Consider the following 16,565-nt stretch of genomic DNA (forward strand, 5'->3'; position numbering starts at 1 on the left):
CGGTGCTCGTTTCACGGAAAGCGGCGGGAACCCTCTTCGTGGGTGGTGCGCTCGTCACCACCCTCGGGGCACTTCTCTATCCCGCCATGCTCAGACTCCAGAAGATCAACAGCGCGCCCGAACGGGTCATCGCCACCCCGGCGACCGGACCGCTGACCGAAGCCGACCGGGACTTCGTGGTCGAGGTGCGCGCCGCCGGGCTGTGGGAGTACCCCGTCGGTCAGACGGCGTTGCGGAAGGGCACGACGAAGGCGGTCAAGACCGCGGGGAAGCACCTGATCGATGGGGATGCCTCGCTGGACGCCGCCTCCCGCACGGTTGCCGGCCAGTTGGACATCACGATGCCCAACCAGCCGTCGCCCCAACAGCAGAGCTTCGTAGCGAAGTTGAACGCGGACAGCGGCAAACAGTTCGACACCGACATGGCCACCCTCCTGCGTGCGACGAACGGCCGGATCCTCTCCACGATCGCGAGTGTCCGCACCACCACGAAGAACACGCTGGTCCGCGCCCTGGCCGACCGGGCCAACGGCATCGTCCTGGACCACATCACGGTCCTGGAGAACACCGGCCTGGTCGACTTCGGCCAGGCACTCTTCCAGGAGACCACCGCGCCCACGCTCCCGGCCCAGGACGTGACCCCGCCGCCCCCGGCCGCGACACAGCCGCAGGTCGTTCTCACACCGCCGGCGAACAGCACGCTCTCACCGAGTCCGTCGGCCGGCTGAAGACGCGGGCCGCACCTCCTACGCCGACCAGGCCGTCGTGTCCGGCCTCAGCCTCCCGCCGATCTCCGCGGCGCACTGCTGGTCAGCACCCTCTCAGGGCGGCAGTTCCACCGCCGTACCGGAGAGGTCGGCCACGCACCGTCAGCTGTCCGTCCGGGTGGAGTTCAGCACTTCGGCGGCGGCGTCCTCCGCCCACCGAAGCTCCTCCGCCTCCAGTTGTTCGGGCACAGGCGCAGGGCATTGCGGTGGGACTTCACCGGTGCAGGTGCCGTCGGTCACGAGCTGGAAGCCCTTTGTGGATGTCCGTGAACAGGGGCGTCCGGTCGCCGCCGATCGGACCTCGACCTCTGGTCACCGGCAAGGTGCGTGAGGAAAGCTGCGCCCTTCCGGGAGCTGCCGGAGCAGGTTCCGCGAACGCGCGGTCGGTGAGCCCGAGCCGCATGATCCCGATGTGCGGCTCGGGCCGGACAAGGCGTCAACTTCTATACCAGTCAGGGCAGTTCTGGCTCATCAACAGGTCCCGTCGGGCCGTTGTTCGATCGTCGCGGGTCAGTCCCGAAGAGACTCCCCACGGGTGAGGGCTGCGTGCCTACGGTCCGGACACCGAGGCGGGCCGGCAACAGCGGTCCGCCGCAGTCACGGCAACACAAGAGGAGGCATCGTGGCGAGTGTGGAAGTGTCGCTGAAGGAAATGATGGCCGGCATCGAGGGGGCGTTGGGGGCAGCGGTCGTCGACTACACCAGCGGGATGGCGCTGGGCACGCTGGGCGGCAGCAAGACCCTGGACCTGACGGTCGCCGCGGCCGGCAACACGGATGTGATCCGGGCCAAGGTGCGCACCATGGAACAGCTGGGCCTCAAGGGCCAGATCGAGGACATCCTGATCACGCTGGACAGCCAGTACCACCTGATCCGCCTGATCACCGGTCGCGGCGGCAACGGCCTGTTCCTGTACCTCGTGCTCGACAAGGCCCGCTCGAACCTGGCCATGGCCCGCCACCAACTCAAACGCGTCGAAGGGCAGATCGAGATCTAGCTCGTCCCGGCATGCAGGGCTCACGTCTGCCCACGATGTGAAGACTTCTTCAACTCATCACATCAACATGATCGCAATATGCGGACCGGGCAGGGCCGTTCGGCGCGGTCGACGGCCCCGACCAGCCTTCTCTGCCGGGGCCGTTCGGCCCTTGTCGCTGGTCGGACTGACTGACTTCACTGATCTCGCGGTCCCGTTCACGGGGAGGCGGGCGGGACCGTCCAGTACGAGGAAAAACGGCACAGTGCCGTCCGGACAGTACGGCGAGGAGGTGAGCGCGGAGATGATCGCGGCAGTGGGGCATGCCGACCTGACCGCGGGCACGCTGAAGCTCGTGGAGGCCCGTCTGCGGGCGCGGCTGGAGCAGACGTCCGACAGGGGGCCGGGGCTGGTGCGGGCAGGTGCCGGTGTGCCGTTGGCGTTCGGCCGGGCACTGCGGGCGGCCGGGCGTCAACTGGTCGTGGTGATGCCCACGCAGGGGATGGTGCCCGCGTTGCTGCCGGGGCGGGATCGGGTGGCGACCGGCGAACTGCTGACCCTCGCCTGGCAGGTGCGGCTGCTGGCGTACGACCCGGCCGACCGGGACGCGTGCGTGGGTGCGGACGAGCGGATGATCGCGGGTACCCGGCAGCTGCTGGCCGTCTGGGACGGCTCCCCGTCCAGCGGATGTGACGCCACCGCACATCTGGTGGCCTATGCCCGGGCTCATGGCGTTCCGGTCGAGATCGTGTGGCCGCGGGGCGCCGTACGCGAGGGCATACGCATCGCACCGCAGCCGGAACGCGGGCGCGGTCCGCGTGGCGGCGGACACTCGTCGACCACCGCGGGCCGCCGGCCCGCCCCGACCGCCACCGAAGCGAGAACCCTCCGATGACCGGCATCACCACGACCGCGCACCACCTCGTCACCAAGGCCCGGCGGGACGGAGGCGACCGGGAGATCACGGCGGTGGGCGCGAGCGGCGCCTCGCGCCGTTTTGCCTGGTTGTTGATCGTCTCGGGCGCCCTCGGGATCCTCGCCTCCTTCGTGATCACCATCGACAAGTTCCAGCTGGTGCAGGACCCGGGCTTCTCGCCGTCGTGCAACATCAGCCCGGTGCTGTCGTGCACGAACGTGATGCGCAGTCACCAGGCGTCCGTCTTCGGCTTCCCGAATCCGCTGCTGGGCCTGATCACGTATCCGGTGGTCGTCGCCGTCGGTGCGGCGTTGCTGTCCGGAGCCCGCCACCGCCGCTGGTTCTGGCTCGGCTTGAACCTCGGCACGCTGTTCGGCGCGGGTTTCTGCATGTGGCTGATGACCCAGGCGCTGTACGAGATCGGCGCGCTGTGCCTGTGGTGCTGCCTGGCCTGGGCGGCCACCATCGCCATGTTCTGGTACGTCACCGCCCACAACCTCCGCCACGGCATCATCCCGGCACCACGCGTACTCGTCGCGGGCGTGCGGGAGTTCCACTGGGTGGTGCCGGTGACCTGGTACCTGAGCATCGTGATGCTGATCGCCACCCGCTTCTGGACCTACTGGCAGACGCTGCTGTGAACCCGTCCGACCACCGGGCAGGGAGTCCCCGAACCATCCTGCCGGGTTCGTCCGACGGCGAGAGCACCGCTGGGATCTCGTTGTGGGTCAGTCGGCGTCCTCGGTGAAACAGCCGCGCCAGATTTCGAGGGAGCCGTCGGCAAGGGCGGTGGCGTAGTTGAGGACGCGGGTGTAGCCGTCGTCGAGGAGCATCGGGAGTGCGGGTCCGGCGGGCAGGCCGTTCGCGAAGGTCTTGGTGATCCGGTCCTGGACCCAGGTCGACTCGTTCGTCCATTCGACCGTTGCGAACCCCGCGTCCTTGATGCCGGCGAGCAGTGTTCCGGCGGACACGAGGAAGCTGTCGGTGCCGTCGAGTGACCACGGCATGGGCCAGGGCAGGTCCGCCTGGTGTGGTTGGCAGACCTCCCAGACCGCCAGGCGCGCGCCGGGCGTGAGGCGCTCGGCGATGTGACGGAACCAGATGGTCTTGTCCCGTACGTTCATCTGGACGTGCATGGTGAGCGCGGCGCCGAAGGCCGGATCGGGCGGGAATTCGGCGATGCCCCCGGCATGGAACCGGACGAGGTCGCCGAGTCCGGCCCGAGCGGTGAGGTCGCGTGCGGCGTCGACGTAGGCCGGGGTGATGTCGATGCCCACGACGTGGTTGCCGGTGCGGCGGGCGATCTGGCGTGCGGGGCCGCCGAATCCGGAGCCGACGTCCAGGACGACGTCACCGGGTGCGAGGGCGAGGGTGGGGATGAGCAGTTCGACGGCGTCGGCGCCACCGATGTGGAACTGGTCGAGGTTGTCCAGGGCTCCGTCGGCCGCGGCGTCGAGATCGTGACGGTCGCTCAGGAGCCGGTCGACGGTCTGGCTGACGGCGGTCTCTTCGTAGGTCATGACACCGGGTCCTTCCGGTCGCTGGTGGTGTCGGCAGACTCGGCCGGGAGGTGTGCCGGTCCGGGCTGCTGCGGGGGTTGAGCGGGCAGGAAGACGGCGGCGAGCAGCGCACCGGCGACCGCGACGACTCCGGCCACGACGCATCCGACGCTGAGACCGTGGTCGAAGGCGCCGGTCGCTGCCTGCCGTACGGCGTCGGCCACGGCGGGCCGACCGTCGGCGGCAAGTTGGCCGGAGACGCCGAACGCCGCCCCGACGGACTGGTGGGCGAGGTCCGTCAGCGCCGGGGGCAGTGCCGGGAGAGCGGTGTCGAGCCGGGCGCCGTACAGCGAGGCGTACACGCTGCCGATGACCGCGACGCCGAGGGTTCCGCCGAGGAGGCGGGTGGAGTCGTTCACGGCGGATCCCACGCCGCCCTGGTCGGCGGCGACCGCGCCCATGATGGACTCGGTCGCGGGCGCTGAGGTCAGGCCCATCCCCAGGCCGTAGACGACCATCTGGACGGCGATGACGCCGTAACCGAGAGTCGGAGAGATGTCGCCGGCGACCCAGAAGTAGAAGACCGCCTGGAGGGCCAGTCCGGCGGTGACGACCGCCTTGGTGCCGGCCCGAACCGCCAGCCGTGTCCCGAGGGTGGATCCGACGGCGACAGAGACCGCGACAGGCAGCAGGTGGACGCCGGTGGACACGGGACTGTACGTCCGGACGAGCTGGAAGAACTGCGTCATCAGGAAGATGAACCCGAACAGCGTGAAGAACGCGATCGTGACCGAGGCGCTCGCGGCGCTGAAGCGCATGTCCTTGAAGAGCCGCACGTCGAGCATCGGCTCTTCGGCGCGGCGCTCGCCGGCGATGAACGCGACCAGCAGGAGCACGGCACCGGCGAAGCCCGCGAGTGACGCCGGTGATGCCCAGCCACGGTCCGGGGCCTCGATGATGGTGTAGACGAGCAGCCCCATGAATCCGCCGGACAGGACCAGGCCCAGGAAGTCCAGGCGGTGCGGGAGGGGATTCTGCGACCTGGGGACGAACACCGCCACCAGGACGATGACGGCCAGGGACACCGGGCCGAGGGCGTAGAAGATGCTCGACCAGCTGTAGTGCTTGAGCAGGAAGCCGCCTGCGATCGGCCCCAGCACGATGGCCATACCGGCCGTCGCGCCCCACAGGCCGATGGACAGCGCCCGCTCTTTGCGGCTGGTGAAGACGCCGATGAGCAGGGAGAGCGTGGCCGGGAACGTCATCGCGGCCCCAAGACCCATCACGGCCCGGGCCGTGATCAGCTCCGCCGGGGTGTCGGCGTATCCCCCGGCGAAGCTGGCCACGCCGAAGACCAGCAGGCCGGCCAAGAGCATGCCCTTGCGACCGAAGCGGTCGGACAGACTGCCCGAGGTCAGCAGCAGGGCGGCGAACACGAGGTTGTAGGCATCCACCACCCATTGCAACTGCGCGGTGGAGGTGCCCAGTTCACGTATCAGCGTGGGCAACGCCACGTTCACCAGAGTGGTGTCGAGATTGATCACGAACGATGCCGCCAGGAGCGCGACGAGCACGAGCGGTTTCGACGGTGTACGAGTCATGGTGGAAGACTAGACCCGGCTGGTTGATTTTTTCTATCACTCAATTTTGAAAATAAACCACCCGGGGCTAGGCTTGGCGTATGCGGAGTTACGGTCAGTACTGTTCGATCGCCCGGGCCCTCGACGTCGTGGGAGACCGCTGGACGCTGCTGATCGTCCGGGAGTTGCTGCTGCAGGGCCCGTGCCGGTTCACGGACCTGAAGAACGGGCTGCCGGGCGTCGCGGCGAACCTGCTGTCGGCCCGCCTCAAGGAACTTGAGGCCGCCGGACTGATCACTCGCGAGGACGCGCCGCCACCGGTCGCCACCGCCCTCTACACCCTGAGCGAGACGGGCCTGGCGCTGGAGCCGGTGCTGAAGGCGCTCGGGCTGTGGGGTCTGCGGTTCATGAGCGTCGAACGGCCGGACGACGCGTTCCGCGCGCAGTGGCTCGCCTACGGTCCCGCATGGTTCACCACCGACGCCGATCCCGACGCCCCGCCAGCCGTCATTCAGCTGGTCGCATCCGACGAGTCGGCCGTCATCGAGCTGCGAGACGGCCAGGTCCACACCCGGCTCGGCCGCGCCACCGACCCGGACCTCGTCCTGGACGGCCCACCCCGTGCCGTCCTCGGACTGCTCAGCGGCATGCTCGATCTCGAACGGGCCGCCCAACTCGGCCTGTCCGCCCGTGGCCGACGCGACCTGCTCAGCCGTCTCCGCCCCGTCACGCAGGACCCGACAGGCACTCAGGACCAGGCCCGCCAATGAACCGCGACACCGACCGGACGGCCATGATCGCGCGCGAAGATGCCCGGATCCGACGCCACGTCCTGGGTCGTGTCCGCAAAGTCCCGTCGTCCGCCAGGAGGGCGGGCCCCGCGGCGTCCGGTGTGCGATCTGGGTGCGGCGAGTGGGGGCACCTCCCACGCCCTTAAGGCAGTTGGGGAGCGTGCCGGGCGTCGCGGGGCTGGGGGCACCCCCTCTGGGGGAGGAACTCTGCGGACACGTCGGAGGTCTTCACCGCGCCCGGCGTGTCCTGTCGGCTGCCTGAGCGCCCTGGCGTGATCAGCCCTTTGCAGGTGTGCGCCGCGTCGGGAGTTCCTCGGCGTCCCCGGCGATCATCCAGCGTCCTTCAGGAGTGTCAGCCCGGCGAGACCAGCGCGACGCGGTGGACCTTGACTTCGAACACTGCCAGTACGGGCTCGGCGCCAACTTCACGGAAGAGCCGAGGCGCCGGCGGGCCGCCCGGGGCGGCGCGCACAACATCGAGGGCGGCGCGGTCCCGCCACAGCGACTGAATACGCCAGCATCCGTCCCGTCCGCTCAGCAGTTCCGTTCGCACCAGCCCATCGGGCAGTGGGCGGGTCACAAGCGCGCCGTAGGCCGCGACGAGGTCGGCTTCACGCTCGGGGGCGACGACGGCACTCACCTCGCTCAACACCTGTCCGGTCATGACCTCATCTCCTCCCCTTCCACGCTACGCGTCAGGCCCACGGACTGCCTGCGCACCACTTCCGACCGACAGAATCGGGCTCTGCAGCTGGAGCATCGGGCCCCGACTGCAGCCCCCGAACAGACGACACTGGCCTTGCCGTCCCCCGGCGGCACATGCCGCGTCTGACCGTGCAGGACTGGTCCCGCCCGGAACAAGAGTGTCGGGGGGATCGAGATCGGAGCGGGCCTGGGCTCCCACTTCGCCCACCACCCGCCGGTGGTCGAACAAGTCGACGCCGTGGAGCCGGAGCCCAGGCTGGTGATCCCGGTCGCGATCATCTACAACCCCGTCAAACCACGCGGTGCAGGCTCACCGTGCCCCGGCGGTGGATCGCCCGGGACGAGTAGACCTTGTCCGCCAGGGCACCCGTAAGCGAGCCATGACCTGCACGAAGACGGAGTGGTTCTCGGTTGTCCGTCCACCGTGGGAGCGTCCGAGGGCGTGGCCGGGGGGCTCGGTCGGCCGGGGCCCTGTCTGACGGGGCCCCGGCGGCGTGCCGGGCGTCAGCCAACGACACGCATCGACCGACGATCCGAAGGGACGGTCTAGGGGCGGAGCATCTCCGGCATGGGCGACTGCGACGGGATCAGGCCCGGCAGCAGCCAGGGCTGGAAGAGGCTCAGTACCGCGAGTACGAGGAAGGCGGCCCCCACGACCTGCGCGAAGACGGGGCCCAGCCGCCAGAGCTTCTCCACGAAGATCACCACGGCCACCGCGGCCATCGCCAGGACGTTCATGACGCCGAGCGGGACGAGCACGACCATCAGACCCCAGCAGCAGCCCACGCAGTACGCCCCGTGGTGCGCTCCGACCCTCAGATCGCGGGCCCGGGGCCGGAAGCCCGCGTAGCGCACGAGCTGGCCCATCGGGCTCCGGCAGTGCCGCAGGCAGAGGTCCTTCCACGGGCCGAACTGGTACAGCCCGGCGACCAGGAAGGCCCCCGCGCCGATCCAGCGCCCGGCGCCCGGGTGCTCGTCCACCAGGAGCCCGGTCCCGGCGAGGAGCCCGTAGGCGATCAGTCCGAAGGCCGTCCAGGCCAGCAGGTACCCGCCGACGAACTGGGCGGTACGAGCCACCCGCACGACCCCCGTGGACGACTGGCGCCCGATGGCCCGCGCCCAGGTGAGGGCCACCGGGGCCACCGACGGGAACATCATGGCGATCATCATGACCAGCCACAGCAGCAGGAACAGCGGGACGCCCATACCCATGGTTCCCGGCTCGACCCCCATGTCACGGGCCTGAATGAGGGATTCCCATGGCATACGACGAAGGGCTGGCCGAGCGCGTGCGCGAACGGCTCGGCGTGCATCCGGGCGTCACCGAGAAGCGGATGTTCGGCGGGATCGCCTTCCTGTACCGAGGGAACATGGCCGTGGGCATCAGCGGCAGCGACCTCATGGTGCGCGTCGGGCCCGAGCGCACCGACGCGGCCCTGGCCCAGCCCGGCACCCGCGTCTTCGACATGACCGGCCGCCCGATGCGCGGCTGGATCCTGGTCGACTCCTCCGTACTGACCGAGGACGACACGCTCGGCCGTTGGGTCGACGAGGGGCACGCCTTCGCCGCGACCCTGCCACCCAACTGAGCGGAACCGGACCGCGCCCGGCTGGACGAACCGGAGCCGCAGCCCGAGGGGTCTCCAACGTGGCGACGCTCGCCCGCACCAGCGTGCTGCAGCCGCGCCGATCTGGGCCGACCCGTGCTCCAGCACGCGCCGTACACCGGCCAACACCGAGGGCCCTTTTCGCTGAAGAGCCACCCGTTCCCACGCCGCCACAGGCGCCCTGACCAGCATCCCAACGCGCCTGACGCCCCATCAGAACGAGCGTCACAAGTGCTCGCGACGGACTGATCCGCAAGGTCCCAGCGAGCCTGGACCCCGTGCCCGGGGGTCCTTCCGGTTCATGCGGGTGTCAGAGCGAGCACCGTGTTGTGGCCCCCGAAACCGAGGGAGTGGCTGAGGGCGAGTCCGAGGCGTTGGTGGCGGAGGGCCCCCGCGACGACGTCGATGCCGGCGGTGGTGTCGTCGGGGGCTTCGAAGTTGGCGGTGGGCGGGATGGTGCCGCGGGCGATGGTCAGCACGGTGAGCGCCGCTTCGACGGCGCCCGCGGCACCCATGGTGTGCCCGAGGGCTCCCTTGGCCGAGGTGACCGGCGGGTGCCGGGCGGCGAACAGGTCGCGGATGACCGCGGCTTCGGCCCTGTCGTTGAGCGGGGTGCTCGTGCCGTGGGCGTTGATGTGGTCGACGTCGTCGGCGTGCGCCCCGGCATCGGCGAGAGCGCCCTCGATGGCCGCGCGCAAGCCGACCCCCTCGGGGTGCGGTGCGGTGGGGTGGTGGGCGTCGCTGGTGCTGCCGTGACCGGCCAGGAGAGCCAGGACCCCGGCGCCCCGCGCCTGAGCGTGCCGTCGGCGTTCGAGGACGAGGAGGGCGCTTCCCTCGCCGAGGACGAACCCGTCGCGCTCCTTGTCGAACGGCCGTGAGGCCCGGCCGGGTTCGTGCTCGCGCCGGGAGAGCGCCCCCATCTTGGCGAAGGCGGCGGCGCACAGCGGCGTGGCCATCGCGTCGGTCCCGCCCGCGACGGCGATGTCGCAGGCCCCGGCCCGGAGGAGCAACAGGGCGGTGATGAGGGCCGTGGCCCCGGAGGCGCAGGCCGTCGAGGTCTGCAAGGAGGGGCCCCGGACACCGAGTTGGAGGGCGAGGTGGCCCGCGGCCATGTTCGGGAGGAAGGCGGGCAGGGTCATGGGGGACACGGTGGCGTGCCCGGTGGTGAGCAGCTTGCGGTGCTGGGTCTCCAGGGTGTCGATGCCGCCCGCCGCGGTGCCGACGACCACGGCGACCCGGGCGGGGTCCCACTCCCTCCCGGCAAGGCCCGCCGAGGCGAGGGCTTCCTCGGCCGCGAGCAGGAGGAAGCGGGTGCTCCGGTCGTAGCGCCAGAGTCTGCCCGGGAGTTGCTCGTGCGCTGGTACGCGACAGGAGAGGGTCACGGGCAGGCTGTGCAGGTCGGGGTCGGTGCGCGCCGCGGAACGTCCGGCGCACACCGCTTCCCAGGTCGCCTCGGTACCGACCCCGCCCGGCGTGACCAGACCGATGCCGGTGACGGCGATCTCCTCCGGGCGCGTCCCGCCGCTCCCGCGCATCACGCCGCTCCGCGGTGGGGATCCCCGAGGAGCTCGGCCACCGCGCGGGTCACGTCGGCGACGGTGAGATCGCCGGAGACCGTGGAGTCGTCGAGGGGCACCTGCCACTCCTCCTGGAGGGTGACGTACAGCTCCACCACGGCCAGTGAGTCCAGCTCCAGGTCGTCGAGGGTGGCGGCTTCGCTGATCCGGTCGGCGGGGACTTCGAACTTGTCGCCGAGAATGGTCACGAGGCGGGCGTGGATGTCGGCGTGGTCGAGGTCCATGAGTGACTCCTTGAGAGGTCGGCGGTGCACAGTGGCGCGGTGTCCGGGCCGGCGGGCGGCGCCTGCGAACAAGGCACGGCGTCCGGCCAGTTGAGGGCGACGGAGGCCCAGGTGAGGCCCCCGCCGAAGGCCGTGAGCAGGGCCCGCGCGCCGGGCCGGACGGCCGCGTGCACGGTGCTGTCGGCCATGACGAGGGGGATGGACGCGGCCGCGGTGTTGCCGGTGTGGTGGATGGTGCCGAACCGGCGGTCCGCGGCGATGCCCAGGCGTTCGGCGACGGCGTCGAGGATGCGCTGGTTGGCCTGGTGGCCGATGAACGCCCCGAGGGTGTCGGGCGGCCATCCGGTCCGCCCCAGGACGGTCCTGGAGGACTCGGTCATACGGCGCACGGCATGGGCGTACACCGTGCGTCCCTGCATGTGGAAGTAGTGCGCGTCGGGTCCGGGCGGAGGCAGTCCGCGGGGGTGGCGGGAGCCGCCGCCGGGCACGGTGATGAGATCGCTGCCGCTGCCGTCGGCCCCCAGGTCGGTGGCGAGGACCGCGCCGGGGGCGTCGCGGCCACCTGGTCGGAGCAGGACCGCGGCGGCGCCGTCGCCGAAGATCGGCGCTGTCGCCCGGTCCCGCGGATCGACGATCGTCGTGTAGGTGTCGGCGCCGATCACCAGCGGGGTCGAGCAGGTTCCGGCGCGGACCAGGGCGGTCGCGGTGACGAGTGCGTACAGGAATCCCGAGCAGACCGCGGCGAGGTCGAACGCGGGGATCGTGCCGAGGCCCAGCCGGTGGGCGACGGCGGGGGCGGTCGCGGGGCAGGGGTGGTCGGGGGTGCTCGTGGCCAGGAGGAGCAGGTCGGGCCGGTGGTCCCCGGCGGAGTCGAGGGCCGCGCGACCGGCGCCGACGGCGAGGTCGCCGGTGCTCGTGCCCTGCTCGGCGTGGCGGCGGCGGGCGATGCCGGTCCTGGTACGGATCCAGGTGTCGTCGGTGTGCAGCGCGCCGCGCGCGATGACCATGGCGTTGTCGACGACGTGTTCCGGAAGACAGGCGCCGATTCCCGTGATGACGGCGGTGGCGTTGCGCTCGGCGGCGGACATCACGCACGGCCCCTCACGCGGCGAACGGCGAGGGCGGCTTGGGATGGCCGGCCAGGCCCCCGTCGGGCACCGCCAGTCCGCCGTCGACGACCAGGGCGTGCCCGGTCACGAACGACGAGGCGGGTGCGGCGAGGAAGAGCGTGGCGCCCACCACCTCGTCGGCGGTGGCCCAGCGGCCGAGCGGGACATGGCTGGTGAGCCAGTCGGACAGGGGCTCGGTGTCGGCGGCGAAGGCGGTCATGTCGGTGCGGGTCCAGCCGGGGCACAGGGCGTTGACCCGGATGCCCTGGCGTGCCCAGCCGACGGCGAGCGAGCGGGTCAGGGACAGCTGGGCGGCCTTGGTGGCGGCGTAGGCCTCCATCATGGGGGTGCCGACCAGTCCGGCGACGGACGACATCAGGATGAGACTGGCCCGCCCTGAGTCGGCCAGGTGCGGGTGGGCGGCGCGGCACAGGGCCGCCGTGGCGTTGAGGTTGACGGTGACGACGGTGTCCCAGTCCTCCTGCCGGGCGTGTTGCAGGGGCACCAGGAGCGGTGCCCCGTCGCCGGTGGTGGGGAGCGTGCCGGCGTTGTGGACGACCACGTCGAGGCCGCCCAGCGCGGCGGCGGCCCGGTCGACGAGGTCTGCGGCGGCACCGGGTTCCGCGAGGTCCGCGTCGAGGGCGACGGCCTTGCGGCCGCGGTCCTGGACCGACCGCACGGTGTCGTCGAGGGCGGCCGGGGTACGGGCCGACAGCGCCAGGTCGCAGCCGGCGTCGGCCAGCCCCAGGGCGACGGCTTTGCCGATGCCCCGCGAGGCACCGGTCACCAGGGCGCGGGCGCCGTCCAGGCGGAAGAGGTCAACAGCGTTCATCGGGCGGATCCTTCTGTCTCGTGACGTGCGGGTGGAGCGGTCCGGGTGGGCGCGGTGGGGGCCGGTGCGCCGGTCCAGGTGAGCAGTCCGCTCCCCCAGGTCATGCCGGCACCGAACACGGCGAGCAGGACCCGGTCGCCGGCCCGCAGTCCGTTCCGCGCGGCGGCGGCGAGGGCGTACGGCGTGCTGGCGGCGCCGATGTTGCCCACCTCGTCCCCGACGACGACCAACCGGCCGTCGGGGATGCCCAGTTCGGCTCCGATACGGCGGAGCAGCACGGGGTTGGGCTGGTGGGCGACGACTCGGTCGATGTCCTGGAGCGTGAGGCCGGCGCGGTCGAGGGTGTCCGTGATCAGGCCCGGGAAGACCTCGGTGATGAAGCGGCTGATGGTCCGGCCGTCCATGCGGATGCGGTGGTCGCCCCGCGCGACCGTGGCCGCGTCGGCGGGCAGACGGCTGCCGCCGGCCGGGATGAGCACCCGGTCGGCGAGGGTGCCGTCGGAGCCGAAGGAGAAGTGGGCGAAGCCCTGCGGGGCGGCTACCGGGGCGAGGATCGAGGCGGCGGCTCCGTCGGCGAACAGCACCGCGGTGCCCCGGTCGGCGGGGTCGAGGAACTTCGAGTACGCCTCGACGCCCACGACCGCCGCGTACCGGATCTCCGGGGTGGCGAGCAGCCAGTCGTGCGCCACTTTCGCCGCGAAGAGCCATCCGGAACAGGCCGCGCCGACATCAAGGGCAACGGCCCGGGAGGCGCCCAGCGCGGCCTGGATCCGGCAGGCGGTCGACGGGCCCAGTTCGTCGGGTGTGGAGGTCGCGCAGACCAGCAGCCCGATGTCGGACACGTGGATCCCGGCGGTGTCGGCCGCGGCGCGCACCGCACGGGCGGCCAGGTCGGAGGCGGCCTCGTCGTCGGCGGCGACATGGCGTTCCCGTACGCCGGTGCGCTCACTGATCCATTCGGCGGTCACCCCGGCGTCGCGGGCCACATCGGCGTTGGAACGCACCTGGGCCGGCAGGTATGTGCCCATGCCGAGGACACCGATACGGCGGCCGGCGGCGTCCGTCATGCCGCGCCTCCGAGTGTCCACGTCAGCCTGGCGTCCGTCGCCGCGTTGACGTCCGGTGCGGCGAGCGGGGCGGCGGCGATGTCGTCGGGGAAGGCGAACGCCTCGGTCAGCAGCGGGAGTCGGGGCAGGAGCGCGTCGCACAGCCGGTCGGCGGCAGCGGTGAGGGCATCGACGTCCGTGGGCCGCAGCGTGCCGCGGGCGAGCAGTGCTCCCGCCCAGCGGCGGGCCGTGGTGACGCCGTGCAGTGCGGCCAGGGGCGCGAGGGCCCGGGTGAGTTCGGGGTCCGTCGTCCGCGCGAGGGTGTGCGCCACGTCGTCGGCCATGAGCCGGGTCGCGTGCAACTCGCCGAGCAGGCCGGCGTCCTCCAGGAGGGGGTTCCAGAGGTCGAAGGGGTCGGCCGTCTCCCGGGCACGGAGGTCGTGCCGCTCTCGTAGGTGCTCGGTCAGCAGGTGCTCGTGGCGTCGGGCGAGCGTCGGCCACCACAACGGCGAGTCGGGGGACGGGTCGTCGGGAGCTGGAGGTGCCGGGACCGGGACGTACTGTCCGACCAGCGTGCGACCGATGTCGTACAGGATGAGCTGGCTGTCTCCGCCCGCGGTGTCGAAGGCGTGGTGGAAGCCGTGGTAGCCGGCCAGGCCGTTGGCGTCCAGATGGCCGGAGAAGCCGCAGCGGCGCTGGCAGTCGGCGGCGACACGGGCCGCCGTACGCACGGCGAGGGCCTTGTAGGCGGCCAGGGGGGCGCTGACGGCGGCCCAGGGCGTGAACCCCAGGGCGGTGTCCGCCTGTTGGGTGTCGCCGGCCGTGAGGGAGTCGGCCCACAGGGCGCTCGCCCGGTGCGCGGCGCAGGTCAGGGCGAACGCGTCGGCGAGGGCGCCCAGCACCGCGCGCTGCTGGCTGCGGTAGCCGAGCAGCGGTGCGCCGGGGGCGAGCCGTCCCTGAGTACGGCGCTGCCGTGCGTAGTTGACGGCCTGCACGGCGGACTGGCGGCAGGTCGCGGCGGCCACCGCGGGCATCGTCGCCCACAGCCCCTGGCCCACCCGCAGGGTGCGCTGAAGCCGCAGATCGGCGGAGCCGGCCGGATCGTGGAAGGTGCCGTCACCGCCGATGCGGGCGCCGTCGGAGAGCCAGTGGGCGAAGGGCAGGCGGACGTGGTGGAAGCGGATGTGGACGTAGTCCAGCGGCAGGGCGCCCAGTTCGAGGCCCGAGGACATCTCGACGCCGGGCAGGGGCCCGTGCTCGTCGGTGATGTCGGCCACGAACGCGAAGACGCCCCGGTCGACGCCCCAGGCGTACAGCCGCGCGAGGACCACGCCGGTCTGCGGGACGGTGCGTGATCCGGCGCTGCAGAATTTGGCGGCGCCCGGGTCTGGGGTGTGCAGGACGAACTCGCCGCTCGCCGGGTCGAATGCGGCGCGGGTGGCCGTGGCGAGGTGGCTGTTCGCCTGGCCCACCTCGGTGATCAGGTAGACGCCCTTGGCGCGTCCGGACTCCAGTGCCGCCATGCGGGCTTCCAAGGCGGCCGGTTCGCCGGAGAGTTGGGCCATGGATCCGAGGCAGAGCAGGTAGTGGACCAGCGCCGTCAGGCACAGGGCGGGATCCGCCACGGCCGTCCAGGCGTGCAAAGCGGCCAGCTGGGCCGGGTGCTCGAAGAGGCGGCGGGCGGGCGGCAGTTCCTCGCCCAGCGCCCGCAGCCGACGCAGTAGGCGCTCGCCGCGGACACCGTCCGTCCCCTGATCGCCGGCCAGCGCCTTGTGGAGGGCGGAGAGGAAGGAAGGGTCGCAGGGGCCGTCGACGAACTGCCGTAACGCTTCACGGGCGGCCACGGGAGGAGGAGGTGCGGAGGGCATCGGAAGACTCCAGGGCGATCGGCGGGGAAGGTCATCGGGAGAGAGGGCCGAGTTCGGCGAGCGGAGCGCGTACGAGTGTGGGGTGCCCGGACAGGACCGCGCGGGCGCTGGACGCCAGGGCGCTGCCGGTGCCGGCCTCGAAGACGACGTCCGGTTCGCACAGCGCCACCTGGCGCAGCACGTCGGGCACCCTTGCGGGCCGGACCAGGCAGTCGGCCAGCCGTCGGGGGAGGTCGTCGGCGGCGGTGTAGGCACGGCCGGCCACGGCCGAGTGGACGGGAAAGTGTGCCTCGGCGCGGGGGTAGGCGCGCACGGCCTCGGCGAACGCCTCCGACTGGGCCTGGAGCGCGGGGTGGTGGGAGGTGAACGGCAGGCGGAGACGGTGGGCGGTCACCTCGGTCCGGGCTGCCCTCTCCTCGACCCGGGTGAGTTCGGCGACGGGCCCGGCGACCACCACGGACCGGTCGTCGTTGACCACGGCCACCACCACGTCCCGGGTGCCCGCACGGTCGATCAGGTCCCGTGCGGTCCGTTCCGGACAGGACAGGAGGGTCAGGCCCCCGGGACAGGAGGAGAGGACGCGAGCGAGGTCGTGCGCGGCCCGGGCACCGTCGCCCGGGGTGAGAACACCGGCGGCGGTGAGCGCCGCGATCTCTCCGAAGCTCACCCCGACGACGGCCAACGGCGCCCCGTGGGCACGGCACAGTGCCTGATGCACCGTCATGGAGGCTCCGAACAGGGCGAGTTGGGCGACTCCCACGGCCTCGTCGGCCAGCTCGCGAGCGGTCGGCGGTGTCGGGCCCAGCAACCAGGGCCCCAGCGGCCGCAGGCCACGCTCCCCCGCGACGCCGTCGATCGCCCCGAAGACCTGCTCGGCGGCCGTGCGCATCGACGCGTCGGCCCGTACGGCGCGCACCAGGGTGCCGACGGAGAAGTCACCCTGCCCGGGAAAGAGATGCACTGTTCTCCACCGGCCGGACGCATGATCGGGGATCCGCGAGCGACCGGGGATCCGCGATGCGCTCGCGTCCGTCTCCATCCTTTCCATTTCCATCCTTCGCTCCAGTT

At 71.7% G+C, this 16,565-nt stretch carries 16 protein-coding genes and 1 pseudogene; 6 read left to right on the forward strand and 11 right to left on the reverse strand.

Features of this window, described 5'->3' with window-relative positions:
* The first annotated feature begins 38 nt into the window (after nucleotides 1–38).
* From ACIBJH_RS45015 to ACIBJH_RS45030, 4 genes and pseudogenes are all read left to right on the forward strand, one after another.
* Nucleotides 39–728: a DUF4142 domain-containing protein gene (locus ACIBJH_RS45015; RefSeq protein ID WP_399122852.1), complete on the forward strand. Its 690-nt coding sequence runs from the start codon at nucleotides 39–41 to the stop codon at nucleotides 726–728.
* Between the two features lie 661 nt (nucleotides 729–1,389).
* On the forward strand, nucleotides 1,390–1,764 hold the full coding sequence (locus ACIBJH_RS45020; RefSeq protein WP_399122787.1) for a hypothetical protein: 375 nt from the start codon (nucleotides 1,390–1,392) through the stop codon (nucleotides 1,762–1,764).
* A gap of 283 nt (nucleotides 1,765–2,047) precedes the next feature.
* Nucleotides 2,048–2,524, forward strand: a pseudogene (locus tag ACIBJH_RS45025) (hypothetical protein); the annotation flags it as partial.
* Between the two features lie 110 nt (nucleotides 2,525–2,634).
* Nucleotides 2,635–3,300, forward strand: a complete 666-nt coding sequence (locus ACIBJH_RS45030) for a vitamin K epoxide reductase family protein (protein WP_399122788.1) — start codon at nucleotides 2,635–2,637, stop codon at nucleotides 3,298–3,300.
* A gap of 87 nt (nucleotides 3,301–3,387) precedes the next feature.
* Here ACIBJH_RS45030 and ACIBJH_RS45035 read toward each other — a convergent pair whose 3' ends face one another.
* Nucleotides 3,388–4,179, reverse strand: a complete 792-nt coding sequence (locus ACIBJH_RS45035) for an SAM-dependent methyltransferase (protein WP_399122789.1) — start codon at nucleotides 4,177–4,179, stop codon at nucleotides 3,388–3,390.
* On the reverse strand, nucleotides 4,176–5,759 hold the full coding sequence (locus tag ACIBJH_RS45040) for a DHA2 family efflux MFS transporter permease subunit (RefSeq protein ID WP_399122790.1): 1,584 nt from the start codon (nucleotides 5,757–5,759) through the stop codon (nucleotides 4,176–4,178). The genes ACIBJH_RS45035 and ACIBJH_RS45040 overlap by 4 nt, the downstream gene beginning before the upstream one ends.
* A gap of 80 nt (nucleotides 5,760–5,839) precedes the next feature.
* Between ACIBJH_RS45040 and ACIBJH_RS45045 the strand changes: the two genes are divergently transcribed.
* Nucleotides 5,840–6,508, forward strand: coding sequence for a winged helix-turn-helix transcriptional regulator (locus ACIBJH_RS45045; protein ID WP_399122791.1), 669 nt, complete (start codon nucleotides 5,840–5,842; stop codon nucleotides 6,506–6,508).
* A 373-nt stretch (nucleotides 6,509–6,881) separates the two neighbouring features.
* Here the strand turns inward: ACIBJH_RS45045 and ACIBJH_RS45050 are convergent, their stop codons facing one another.
* Both ACIBJH_RS45050 and ACIBJH_RS45055 read right to left on the reverse strand, forming a co-directional pair.
* Complete coding sequence (locus ACIBJH_RS45050) at nucleotides 6,882–7,193, reverse strand: hypothetical protein (protein WP_399122792.1); 312 nt, start codon at nucleotides 7,191–7,193, stop codon at nucleotides 6,882–6,884.
* 587 nt (nucleotides 7,194–7,780) lie between these two features.
* Complete coding sequence (locus ACIBJH_RS45055) at nucleotides 7,781–8,500, reverse strand: DUF2182 domain-containing protein (protein WP_399122793.1); 720 nt, start codon at nucleotides 8,498–8,500, stop codon at nucleotides 7,781–7,783.
* Between ACIBJH_RS45055 and ACIBJH_RS45060 the strand changes: the two genes are divergently transcribed.
* Entirely contained in the window at nucleotides 8,494–8,823 is a 330-nt protein-coding gene (locus ACIBJH_RS45060; RefSeq protein WP_399122794.1) for a TfoX/Sxy family protein, read from the forward strand. The genes ACIBJH_RS45055 and ACIBJH_RS45060 overlap by 7 nt on opposite strands.
* Before the next feature lie 317 nt (nucleotides 8,824–9,140).
* Here the strand turns inward: ACIBJH_RS45060 and ACIBJH_RS45065 are convergent, their stop codons facing one another.
* The 7 genes from ACIBJH_RS45065 to ACIBJH_RS45095 are packed head-to-tail and all read right to left on the reverse strand — an operon-like array spanning nucleotide 9,141 to nucleotide 16,458.
* A complete protein-coding gene (locus ACIBJH_RS45065; protein ID WP_399122795.1) occupies nucleotides 9,141–10,376 on the reverse strand; it encodes a beta-ketoacyl-[acyl-carrier-protein] synthase family protein in 1,236 nt (411 codons plus the stop codon).
* Nucleotides 10,376–10,642, reverse strand: a complete 267-nt coding sequence (locus ACIBJH_RS45070) for an acyl carrier protein (RefSeq protein WP_399122796.1) — start codon at nucleotides 10,640–10,642, stop codon at nucleotides 10,376–10,378. The genes ACIBJH_RS45065 and ACIBJH_RS45070 overlap by 1 nt, the downstream gene beginning before the upstream one ends.
* Nucleotides 10,603–11,730 (reverse strand): beta-ketoacyl-ACP synthase III, encoded by a 1,128-nt coding sequence (locus tag ACIBJH_RS45075; protein ID WP_399122797.1) that lies wholly within the window; start codon nucleotides 11,728–11,730, stop codon nucleotides 10,603–10,605. Before ACIBJH_RS45075 ends, ACIBJH_RS45070 begins: the two co-directional genes overlap by 40 nt.
* Nucleotides 11,731–11,743: 13 nt before the next feature.
* Entirely contained in the window at nucleotides 11,744–12,583 is an 840-nt protein-coding gene (locus tag ACIBJH_RS45080) for an SDR family NAD(P)-dependent oxidoreductase (protein WP_399122798.1), read from the reverse strand.
* Nucleotides 12,580–13,650, reverse strand: a complete 1,071-nt coding sequence (locus tag ACIBJH_RS45085; protein WP_399122800.1) for a 3-oxoacyl-ACP synthase III family protein — start codon at nucleotides 13,648–13,650, stop codon at nucleotides 12,580–12,582. The genes ACIBJH_RS45080 and ACIBJH_RS45085 overlap by 4 nt, the downstream gene beginning before the upstream one ends.
* Nucleotides 13,647–15,473, reverse strand: coding sequence for an acyl-CoA dehydrogenase (locus ACIBJH_RS45090; RefSeq protein ID WP_399122801.1), 1,827 nt, complete (start codon nucleotides 15,471–15,473; stop codon nucleotides 13,647–13,649). Before ACIBJH_RS45090 ends, ACIBJH_RS45085 begins: the two co-directional genes overlap by 4 nt.
* A 55-nt stretch (nucleotides 15,474–15,528) precedes the next feature.
* Entirely contained in the window at nucleotides 15,529–16,458 is a 930-nt protein-coding gene (locus ACIBJH_RS45095) for an acyltransferase domain-containing protein (RefSeq protein WP_399122802.1), read from the reverse strand.
* Nucleotides 16,459–16,565: the final 107 nt, after the last annotated feature.

Source organism: Streptomyces sp. NPDC050548 (assembly GCF_044457385.1).
In the GTDB taxonomy this organism is placed as follows: domain Bacteria; phylum Actinomycetota; class Actinomycetes; order Streptomycetales; family Streptomycetaceae; genus Streptomyces.

Coding starts and splice junctions, on each gene's coding strand:
- ACIBJH_RS45030 (WP_399122788.1), top strand. CDS start 2,635: ATGACCGGCATCACCACGACCGCGCACCACCTCGTCACCAAGGCCCGG.
- ACIBJH_RS45070 (WP_399122796.1), bottom strand. CDS start 10,642: ATGGACCTCGACCACGCCGACATCCACGCCCGCCTCGTGACCATTCTC.
- ACIBJH_RS45035 (WP_399122789.1), bottom strand. CDS start 4,179: ATGACCTACGAAGAGACCGCCGTCAGCCAGACCGTCGACCGGCTCCTG.
- ACIBJH_RS45075 (WP_399122797.1), bottom strand. CDS start 11,730: ATGTCCGCCGCCGAGCGCAACGCCACCGCCGTCATCACGGGAATCGGC.
- ACIBJH_RS45055 (WP_399122793.1), bottom strand. CDS start 8,500: ATGCCATGGGAATCCCTCATTCAGGCCCGTGACATGGGGGTCGAGCCG.
- ACIBJH_RS45045 (WP_399122791.1), top strand. CDS start 5,840: ATGCGGAGTTACGGTCAGTACTGTTCGATCGCCCGGGCCCTCGACGTC.
- ACIBJH_RS45080 (WP_399122798.1), bottom strand. CDS start 12,583: ATGAACGCTGTTGACCTCTTCCGCCTGGACGGCGCCCGCGCCCTGGTG.
- ACIBJH_RS45060 (WP_399122794.1), top strand. CDS start 8,494: ATGGCATACGACGAAGGGCTGGCCGAGCGCGTGCGCGAACGGCTCGGC.
- ACIBJH_RS45040 (WP_399122790.1), bottom strand. CDS start 5,759: ATGACTCGTACACCGTCGAAACCGCTCGTGCTCGTCGCGCTCCTGGCG.
- ACIBJH_RS45065 (WP_399122795.1), bottom strand. CDS start 10,376: ATGCGCGGGAGCGGCGGGACGCGCCCGGAGGAGATCGCCGTCACCGGC.
- ACIBJH_RS45050 (WP_399122792.1), bottom strand. CDS start 7,193: ATGACCGGACAGGTGTTGAGCGAGGTGAGTGCCGTCGTCGCCCCCGAG.
- ACIBJH_RS45085 (WP_399122800.1), bottom strand. CDS start 13,650: ATGACGGACGCCGCCGGCCGCCGTATCGGTGTCCTCGGCATGGGCACA.